Raw genomic sequence first — 9653 nt, forward strand, 5'->3', positions numbered from 1 at the left:
ACGTTTGCCGATGCCCACCTGTTCGATATATCCCCTGCCCTATAGCGCCGACCCGGCCGTGTTTTTCTCGCGAATCTGTAAGGCACCGGGGGCCGTGCTGCTCGACAGCGGCAGACCGGTTGCCGAGCGCGGCCGCTACGACCTGCTCAGCGCCTGGCCACGGCAGGAACTGACGGTTGCGGATGGCGAGAGCGGAACGGCTTACCTTCAACGATTGCGCGACAGCCTGGCGGCGCTGGGAACGGCAACCTTGCCGGCGGGCTGCGAGCTGCCCTTTGCCGGTGGGCTGATCGGCTACCTGAGTTATGCGTTCGGGCGACGCCTCGAACCGCTGCCCGATCAGGCCATCGACGACCTGCAATTGCCCGAGGCGCGGCTGGGGCTCTACGCCTGGGCGCTGATCAGTGATCATCAGGCGCAAACCAGCCAACTGATGTTTCATCCAGACCTGGCCGACACCGAGCGCAAGCGGCTGGTTGACCTGTTCACTGGCAGCATCAGCCAAGCGCCATCGCACTTCAGGCTCAGCCAGACTTTTCAGGCCAGTATCAGCGCCGACGACTATCGACAGTCTTTCGAGCGAATCCAGGCGTACATTCAGGCAGGTGACTGCTATCAGGTCAATTTCGCCCAACGCTTTCAGGCGCAGTGCGCTGGCGATCCATGGGCAGCTTATTGCGCGCTTCGAGCAGCCTGCCCGACGCCGTTCTCCGGCTACCTGGGCCTGTCAGGCGCCGATGCGATTTTGAGCCTTTCGCCGGAGCGATTCGTGCGGGTCAGCGCCCGGCAGGTCGAAACCCGCCCGATCAAAGGCACGCGACCGCGTAGCACGGACCCGGCGCAGGATGCCTCCTTCGCCGCCGAACTGCTGGCCAGCGACAAGGACCGCGCCGAGAACCTGATGATCGTCGATTTGCTGCGCAACGACCTGGGGCGCAGTTGCACAACCGGCTCGGTGAAAGTCCCCGAGCTGTTCAGCCTCGAAAGCTACCCCAACGTGCACCATCTGGTGAGCAGCGTGACCGGCGAACTGGCGGCCGGCAACGATGCCCTGGACCTGATCGCCGGCAGCTTCCCCGGCGGCTCCATCACCGGTGCGCCGAAGATCCGCGCCATGCAGATCATCGACGAACTGGAACCGACCCGCCGCAGCCTGTACTGCGGGTCGCTGCTGTATATGGATGTACGCGGCGAGATGGACAGCTCCATCGCCATCCGCAGCCTGCTGGTCAAGGACGGGCAAGTCTCGTGCTGGGGCGGCGGCGGCATCGTCGCCGACTCGGACTGCGAAGCGGAGTACCAGGAAAGCTTCACCAAGGTCCGCGTGCTGCTGAAAACGCTTGAGGCACTTTGATCCGCCACGCGGCACCGATGTGACTCAGAGCGTGATGAACGAGAAATGTCCGGTCGTGCGCTGATTATCGTTCCCATGCTCCAGCGTGGGAATGCCGTCCTGGACGCTCCGCGTCCGATCTTGCGCAGAAGGATAAATGTAAGCCTCGCGCTTAAAGCACCAGATTCCGATTCGACGCCTTGATGAACTCTTTTTTCAGCTCGTCGAACGTGTGCACCGCCGGAAACTGCGGAAACTCGCGGATCACGTTGTCCGGCGCATGAAACAGAATGCCGGCGTCGGCCTCGCCCAGCATGGTGGTGTCGTTGTAGGAATCGCCCGCTGCGATGATTCGGTAGTACAGGCTTTTAAACGCCAGCACCGACTGACGCTTGGGGTCTTTCTGACGCAATTGGTAACTGACCACGCGGTCGGTTTCATCGGTGATCAATCGATGACACAGCAGCGTCGGAAACCCCAGTTGACGCATCAACGGCTGGGAGAACTCGTAAAACGTGTCCGATAGAATCACCACCTGAAAACGCTCGCGCAGCCAGTCGACGAACTCCACAGCGCCCTCCAGCGGCTTGAGTGTGCTGATCACTGCCTGAATATCCGCCAGTTTCAGCCCGTGCTCATCGAGAATACGCAGGCGCTGCTTCATCAGCACGTCATAGTCGGGAATGTCCCTGGTCGTCGCGCGCAATGATTCGATACCGGTTTTTTCGGCAAAGGCGATCCAGATTTCCGGGACCAGCACACCTTCCAGGTCCAGACAGGCAATTTCCACAGCACACTCCCCAAGGGCATTCACTATCAAAGGAAGCGGCACTCTAGCCTCTGGCAGCGGCCACTGAACAGCGGATTTTGTTACCATTGTCGCCATCACGAGCGCTTAAGCGCCACTCTTGCATTTTAGGAAGCCGCCTGATGAGCCAACCTTTCGACGTCGCTGAACTGGCGACGACTTATGCGAACAAGTCTGCACAGGACATTCTGAAACTGGCTTTCGAGCATTTCGGTGACGAACTGTGGATATCCTTCAGCGGCGCCGAAGACGTCGTGCTGGTGGACATGGCCTGGAAACTGAACAAAAACGTCAAGGTCTTCAGCCTCGACACAGGCCGTCTGCACCCGGAAACCTATCGCTTCATCGAACAGGTCCGTGATCACTACAAGATCGACATCGAGATCATCTCGCCGGACCAGCGCGCGCTTGAACCTTTCGTCAAGGAAAAGGGCCTGTTCAGCTTCTACCGGGACGGTCATGGCGAATGCTGCGGCATCCGCAAGATCGAGCCGCTGCGCCGCAAGCTGTCCAGCGTCAAGGCCTGGGCCACCGGCCAGCGCCGCGACCAGAGCCCCGGGACGCGCAGTGCTGTTGCGGCACTGGAAGTAGACAGCGCATTCTCGACGGCCGAAAGCACGCTGTACAAGTTCAACCCGTTGGCACAGATGAGCAGCGAGGAAATCTGGGGCTACATCCGCATGCTTGAACTGCCTTACAACAGCCTGCACGAGCGTGGCTTCATCAGCATCGGCTGCGAACCCTGCACCCGCCCGGTCCTGCCCAACCAGCACGAACGCGAAGGCCGCTGGTGGTGGGAAGAAGCCACCCAGAAAGAATGCGGACTGCATGCGGGCAATCTGATAGTGCGCGACTGAAGTCGCGAGCCTCAAGCTGCAAGCTTCAAGTCAAAGCGCGTACGGCTCTGGCTTGTGGCTTGTGGCTTGTGGCTCAAAGCTACTCCTAATGCACCGGCAACTCGACGTTGGCAAACAGCTCTTCCATCTCCTGCTTGTTGTGGCACTGAATCGCCTTGGCCATGACCTCGCGGGTCAGGTGCGGGGCGAACTTCTCGATGAAGTCGCACATGAAGCCACGCAGGAAAGTGCCGCGACGGAACGCGATCTTGGTGACGCTGGACTCGAACAGGTCGCTGGCATCGAGCACCACCAGGTCGCTGTCGACTTCTTCGTCCACCGCCATTCTTGCCACAATCCCCACACCCAGGTTGAGCCTGACGTAGGTCTTGATCACGTCCGCATCCGCAGCAGTAAAGACAACCTTCGGCACCAGACCGCGATGACTGAACGCTTCGTCCAGTTTGGAGCGACCGGTAAAACCGAAGACATACGTCACAATCGGGTATTCCGCCAGCAACTCCAGGGTCAGCTTCGGCACCTTGGTCAGCGGATGGCCCTGAGGCACCACCACACAACGGTTCCAGCGGTAGCACGGCATCATCACCAGATCGCTGAACTGCTCGAGCGCTTCGGTGGCGATCGCGAAATCAACCGTTCCGTCAGCGGCCATTTCGGCAATCTGCATCGGCGAACCCTGATGCATGTGCAACGCAACATCCGGGTATTGCTTGATGAAGTTGCTGATGACCGGCGGCAATGCGTAGCGCGCCTGGGTGTGAGTGGTAGCGATCGACAGCGTGCCCTTTTTCTCGTTGGAAAATTCCTGGGCAATTTGCTTGATGCTTTCGACCTTGCGCAGAATTTCACCGGCGGTGGTGATGATGCGCTCGCCAGCAGGCGTCACACGTGTCAGGTGCTTGCCACTGCGGGCGAAAACCTCGACACCCAGCTCATCCTCGAGCAGACGGATCTGCTTGCTGATGCCTGGCTGGGAGGTGTAAAGGCTCTGTGCCGTCGCGGAAACGTTGAGGTCGTGGTGCGCCACTTCCCAAATGTAGCGCAGTTGTTGGAGCTTCATATGTATCCCTCAAAGCAGATAAACCCTATGGGTATCAGCGACGGTATATAACTGGATTAATGGTGAGATGAATAATTCTAGAACTTTTTATCACCTTTGTAAGGCGATGGCACGCTCGATTTCATTAAAACCGCCAATTGAACCTTCCCCCTACCCTCGCCCGTTCTTCAACATCCCTTCTGACATAACGCTTTCGACATAATGGGCACCAAGTACACCGGCACCCCGGAGGACTGCAGAACCCTGGCGGCCGTTCGACCTATCGACGCGCCCTCTTGCGCGCTGGCGCTGTGACGGCCGAGCACCAGCAAATCCACTTCCAGTTTGTGTGCCTGCTCGAGAATCACGCTGGCCGGCTCTCCCTGAACGACACGCACTGTGCGGATCAGGGACAAGTCGCTGTGGCCTTCCCCCAGCTCTTCACGAAAACCGTCGAGCATCCGCTGCTCAATACCCTCCAGGAACGCATGGACACCCTTGCCGTGCAGTTCCTGCAACGCCTCCTCGCCCAGATAACTCTGCAGCACCGACTCGGCAAACAGGCCCATGGGCTCAACGACATGGACGACGTACAACCCGGCATTGAACGTTCGAGCCAGCGCCAGCGCGTGTTGCATGACATAAGGCGCGTACAGACCGAGGTCTGTGGCATACAGCATCGAACGAACCATAGACAACCTCCCGGACAACCAGAATGGCGGAGATCGATTCAGCTTAGCAGGGCATCGCGGGCGACGACGGCAGGTTACTCAGCCCCCGCCATCGAACGGAATTATCTCGTTACTGATGCCATGCGGAACGTGGCCTGTAGCTACCACCTCACGCGCTTTTTCACAGTGACCGGGCTGATCATCGAAAAACACATCGGCGGCGAACGCCTCAAGGAAGGCCGACTTCTGCAAACCGCCGAGAAACAGCGACTCGTCCAGACGGATGTCCCATTCGCGCAAGGTGCGAATCACCCGTTCATGGGCGGGTGCCGAGCGTGCCGTGACCAGCGCCGTACGGATCGGGCAGCTTGCGTCGGGAAACTCGCGTTGCAATTGATTGAGCGCAGCGAGAAACGGCTTGAACGGCCCGCCGCGCAAGGGTTCGCGAGCCGACTCACGCTCGCTGGCCTGAAACGCAGCCAGGCCGCCACTCTGGTAGACCCGCTCCGATTCGTCGGAAAACAACACCGCATCGCCGTCAAAGGCAATGCGCAATTCGGCGCTGGCAGCACGCCTGGCGCCGCCGGAAAGAATGGTCGCCGCTGCAAACCCCGCATCCAGCGCGCTGCGCACGTCTTCGGCATGTGTCGAGAGAAACAGGTGGCAGCCAAACGCCGCCAGGTAGGGATAAGGACTGCGCCCGCCGGCAAAGGCTGCACGGGCGATGTCCAGCCCGTAGTGCTGGATGGAGTTGAAGACCCGCAAGCCGGTGTCGGCACTGTTGCGCGACACCAGCACCACTTCGACGCGTGCCTTGCTCAGGCTGGCATTGAGGTTGAGCAGTTTTTCCACCAGGGTGAAGGCATCGCCGCGCTCGAGAATCTCGTCTTCGTGCTCGATCTGATACTTGCGGTACGCCTCAACCCCTTCGGCCATGTAAACAGCATGGCTGTCGCGCAGGTCAAACAGCGCCCGCGATGAAATCGCCAGTACCAGTTTGTGATCATCTGATTCTGTCATTCATCCTTCCTCGCGTGCTTGACGGTTGCCACGATCTATAAATGCCAGCGCCTGATACAGCGCGCGAACCCGGGCCATGTCAAAACCTGCAGCCTGCGCTGCCGCAAGGGGACGGGCATAAATCGCCTCCAGCTCCAGCGGGCGCTTTTCGGCCAGATCGTGGTACATGCTGGGTTTGTAGTCCGACATGCTATCGGTGACTGATAACAGGTGCTGGGCGAAATCGGTCGACAACGTATGGCCACAGGCTTGTGCGCCCTGCACCACTTCGTCCATCAGTGCGCGGATCAGCGCGCGACTGTCAGGGTCGCTCATCAACCCTGTCGTGCCCGCCTGCAACAACGCCGATAAACCGTTGTAGGGCACATTCCAGACCAGCTTCTGCCAACGCGCCTGTTGCAGATTGGCCATCACGGGGGCGTCGATTCCTGCGGTCTTGAATAGCGCCGAGCATGCCTCGACAACGGCCAGACGACTCGCCTCATCGACTGCCGGGCCGCTGTGATAACCCACACTGACCGCGCCGAATGCCTGATGGGCAACCACGCCAGGCGCAATGCGGTTCACGCAGACAAAGCACAGGCCGCCCAGTATGTGCAGGCCATCAGGCAGCACAGCCCGCAGTTGATCTTCAACGGCCAGACCGTTCTGCAACAGCAGTACTTTGGCATCCGGCGCGGCGACCTGGCGGACGATCGGGCCCAACGCGGCATTGCCGGTACTTTTGGTGCCCACCAGCAACCAGTCGCAGGGCGGCATGTCGGTGGCAGAGCGGTAGGCCTGCACAGGCTGGAGGTGTAAATCACCGTGCACTGCACTTTTGACCTGCAAACCTTCGCGCGCCACGGTCTCGAACTCGCTGCGCAGCAGAAAATGCACGTCGAAACCGGCCCGCGCCAGCATCAGTCCGTAAAAACCACCGATGGCACCCGTACCGATGATGCCGATACGCGGCCGATGGGGCTCAGTCGTCATAAAAACTCCCTTGGCTATCCGGGTATTCAAGGTCACACACTATCCGTGGCGGCGGTTTGTCTTGCAACACAGAGGCGCAACTCGGCCGGCCACCATGTCGAACCTGCCCGATACCTCGTTTACTTATTGTCGAACAGCGCGATAACGCGCTAAGGTTCCGCTCCCCGCTGCGCTCAAACCTGCTGGGCACCGCCGCACGGGGGACCGTTGGCGGCCAGTACCCGCGACCTGATGAGTAACACGATGGCTGATTTACCGATTAACGACCTCAACGTTGCCTCTAACGAGACTCTGATCACACCGGATCAGCTCAAGCGCGACATCCCGCTGACCGACGCTGCCCTGCAGACTGTCAGCCAGGGTCGCGAAGTGATTCGCAACATTCTCGATGGCAATGATCACCGCCTGTTCATCGTGATCGGCCCGTGCTCGATCCACGACCTGAAAGCAGCCAAAGAGTACGCCGAGCGCCTCAAGGTACTGGCGGCGGAAGTTTCCGACACGCTGTATCTGGTCATGCGCGTGTACTTCGAGAAGCCTCGCACCACAGTGGGCTGGAAAGGCCTGATAAACGACCCTTACCTGGATGACTCGTTCAAGATCCAGGATGGCCTGCACATCGGCCGCCAACTGCTGCTGGACCTGGCTGAAATGGGCCTGCCGACCGCCACCGAAGCGCTGGACCCGATCTCCCCGCAATACCTGCAGGACCTGATCAGTTGGTCGGCCATCGGCGCGCGCACCACCGAATCGCAGACCCACCGCGAGATGGCTTCCGGCCTGTCTTCGGCCGTCGGCTTCAAGAACGGCACTGATGGCGGCCTGACCGTTGCCATCAACGCCCTGCAGTCGGTCTCAAGCCCGCATCGCTTCCTGGGCATCAACCAGGAAGGCGGCGTGTCGATCGTGACCACCAAAGGCAACGCCTATGGCCACGTTGTGCTGCGCGGCGGCAATGGCAAGCCCAACTATGATTCGGTCAGCGTTGCACTCTGCGAGCAGGCGCTGAACAAGGCCGGCATTCGCCCCAACATCATGGTCGATTGCAGCCACGCCAACTCCAACAAGGACCCGGCCCTGCAACCGCTGGTGATGGAAAACGTCGCCAACCAGATTCTGGAAGGCAACGAGTCGATCATCGGCCTGATGGTCGAGAGCCATCTGAACTGGGGTTGTCAGGCGATTCCCAAGGATCTGTCGGAATTGCAGTACGGCGTCTCTATCACCGATGCATGCATCGACTGGGAAAGCACTGAAAAAACCCTGCGCAGCATGCATGCCAAGCTCAAGGGCGTACTGCCGGCGCGCACGCGCAAATGATCGGTATCTAGTCGATAAGTGCAGTAACGAAAACGCCGAGCAGATGCTCGGCGTTTTTCCGGGTGCTTTCAGCAAAAAGTCGGATCAGAGCTTGGCCGCCTGCGACTGCAGGTCATGAAGTTCCATGTAGCGCTCGACATAAGAACAGGACGGTATGACCGAATAGCCAATGCTGTCGGCGTAGTCCAGTGCCTGTTTGGTCAGGGCAGCGGCAATACCGCGACCACGCAGAGCGTCGGGCACAAAGGTACGGTAAAAGTCCAGGGTCTGTTTACCGAGATCCATATACGTCAGATAGGCACGGTGGCCGTCGATAATGATTTCAAAATGATGGCCGGTCTCGTCATGGTGGATGGACAACGCCTCGCTCATCGCTACTCCTCGCGGGTCTTGGAATTTGACCCCTACCTTACCGATCTTTTTCCGGCGAAGGAACATCTACGCCACCCAGTGCCTGTTTTTGACACCGGAAAGAGCATTGCCGATCTCGACAAACAGCACGCTTGGATAGTAGGCACCAATGCTGAAGATGCTCAAGCGCGGTAGAGGTAAAAACACATGAAAATGACAATCCGCCGACCGGCAGTCAAACACGGTGACGGCAGAAAACACATTCTGGCGTAACGACGGAACGCCTGAAGTGAACCGGGGTCCAGTAAATGTGGATAGTTTTTGTACAGAACGCTTGAGAAGTAACGCGGAACACTTTCAAAGCCGGGAATTTTAGCAGCTTCTTGCGTTGGGTCCGTTTACTTACTACAAACAATGGGTACTATGTACGCCGGTCGTTTTCTCATTTTCGAGAGATGACTAATTTGAACAAAATTCCTTGAAGGTGAACACGATGAACAACGTTCTGAAATTCTCTGCTCTGGCTCTGGCCGCAGTTCTGGCTACCGGTTGCAGCAGCGTATCCAAAGAAACCGAAGCTCGTCTGACAGCTACCGAAGACGCAGCTGCTCGTTCGCAAGCACGTGCCGACGAAGCCTACCGCAAGGCTGACGAAGCTCTGGCTGCTGCTCAAAAAGCTCAGCAAACTGCTGACGAAGCCAACGAGCGCGCTCTGCGCATGTTGGACAAGGCTAGCCGCAAGTAATAATCCTCCGGGGTTATTTAAAGCCGATCCGGCAACGGGTCGGCTTTTTTTTGTTCTTTTTTTGACGTGATTGCTCGAAGGATGGGCTTCTGCCCGGAGGGCGTGTGGACCCGGCGAAGCGTTGCTTGTCAGCCATCTGTCGGGAACCGACAGTAAGGCCTGCTTACAAGGCGCATCAGACGAACCAGATTTCGTGACGCTCTGCGTCACACGGCAGCTCTGCGATTTCAGTGGTGCTTGTTAACGGCTCAAGGCACCTTTTCGCCCCTCGGCTACCTACTTTGATGGGGCCAAAGTAGGCAAATCCCCTGGCTCCGTTTCCGGCCCGACTTCGTCGGGTTCCTTCGCCCTGACACTGATCCGGGGGCCGCTGCAACGGGCCATCCTTGGCCCGGTGCAGCTTGCTCGCACTCATGTGATTCACAAATCTTACTGATTATCGTGCCGATGCTCTGCGTCGGCATGCAGTTCTGGACGCTCTGCGTCCTCTTTGTGGCGCTTCGCGTCACACAACGGTTTTGCGATTTCAGTGAT

The 9653-nt window shown here is 58.8% G+C and carries 10 protein-coding genes; 4 read left to right on the forward strand and 6 right to left on the reverse strand.

What is annotated here, in order from left to right:
- Positions 1-10: 10 nt before the first annotated feature.
- On the forward strand, positions 11-1354 hold the full coding sequence (gene pabB / locus DW49_RS0105795) for an aminodeoxychorismate synthase component I (protein ID WP_024419751.1): 1344 nt from the start codon (positions 11-13) through the stop codon (positions 1352-1354).
- A gap of 151 nt (positions 1355-1505) precedes the next feature.
- Here the strand turns inward: pabB and thrH are convergent, their stop codons facing one another.
- A complete protein-coding gene (gene thrH, locus DW49_RS0105800) occupies positions 1506-2123 on the reverse strand; it encodes a bifunctional phosphoserine phosphatase/homoserine phosphotransferase ThrH (protein ID WP_005617367.1) in 618 nt (205 codons plus the stop codon).
- A gap of 140 nt (positions 2124-2263) precedes the next feature.
- On the opposite strand from thrH, the gene DW49_RS0105805 reads away from it, so the two are divergent.
- A complete protein-coding gene (locus DW49_RS0105805) occupies positions 2264-2998 on the forward strand; it encodes a phosphoadenylyl-sulfate reductase (protein ID WP_005617365.1) in 735 nt (244 codons plus the stop codon).
- A gap of 85 nt (positions 2999-3083) precedes the next feature.
- On the opposite strand, the gene cysB is transcribed toward DW49_RS0105805, so the two are convergent.
- From cysB to DW49_RS0105825, 4 genes are all read right to left on the reverse strand, one after another.
- Positions 3084-4058 (reverse strand): HTH-type transcriptional regulator CysB, encoded by a 975-nt coding sequence (gene cysB, locus DW49_RS0105810; RefSeq protein ID WP_003382487.1) that lies wholly within the window; start codon positions 4056-4058, stop codon positions 3084-3086.
- A gap of 167 nt (positions 4059-4225) precedes the next feature.
- Positions 4226-4729 (reverse strand): universal stress protein, encoded by a 504-nt coding sequence (locus DW49_RS0105815; RefSeq protein ID WP_005617361.1) that lies wholly within the window; start codon positions 4727-4729, stop codon positions 4226-4228.
- Between the two features lie 78 nt (positions 4730-4807).
- Positions 4808-5728, reverse strand: coding sequence for a 5'-nucleotidase (locus tag DW49_RS0105820; protein WP_005617359.1), 921 nt, complete (start codon positions 5726-5728; stop codon positions 4808-4810).
- The gene (locus DW49_RS0105825; RefSeq protein WP_005617357.1) at positions 5729-6703 is read right to left on the reverse strand and encodes a putative 2-dehydropantoate 2-reductase; all 975 of its coding nucleotides are present in this window, start codon (positions 6701-6703) and stop codon (positions 5729-5731) included.
- 243 nt (positions 6704-6946) lie between these two features.
- Between DW49_RS0105825 and DW49_RS0105830 the strand changes: the two genes are divergently transcribed.
- Positions 6947-8023, forward strand: coding sequence for a 3-deoxy-7-phosphoheptulonate synthase (locus DW49_RS0105830; protein WP_003382491.1), 1077 nt, complete (start codon positions 6947-6949; stop codon positions 8021-8023).
- Positions 8024-8107: 84 nt separating this feature from the next.
- Here the strand turns inward: DW49_RS0105830 and DW49_RS0105835 are convergent, their stop codons facing one another.
- Positions 8108-8395 (reverse strand): GNAT family N-acetyltransferase, encoded by a 288-nt coding sequence (locus DW49_RS0105835; RefSeq protein ID WP_003382493.1) that lies wholly within the window; start codon positions 8393-8395, stop codon positions 8108-8110.
- A gap of 472 nt (positions 8396-8867) precedes the next feature.
- Here DW49_RS0105835 and oprI point away from each other — a divergent pair, with 472 nt between their 5' ends.
- Complete coding sequence (gene oprI / locus DW49_RS0105840; RefSeq protein WP_002553018.1) at positions 8868-9119, forward strand: outer membrane lipoprotei OprI; 252 nt, start codon at positions 8868-8870, stop codon at positions 9117-9119.
- Positions 9120-9653: the final 534 nt, after the last annotated feature.

It is taken from the genome of Pseudomonas avellanae BPIC 631, assembly GCF_000444135.1.
GTDB lineage: Bacteria > Pseudomonadota > Gammaproteobacteria > Pseudomonadales > Pseudomonadaceae > Aquipseudomonas > Aquipseudomonas avellanae.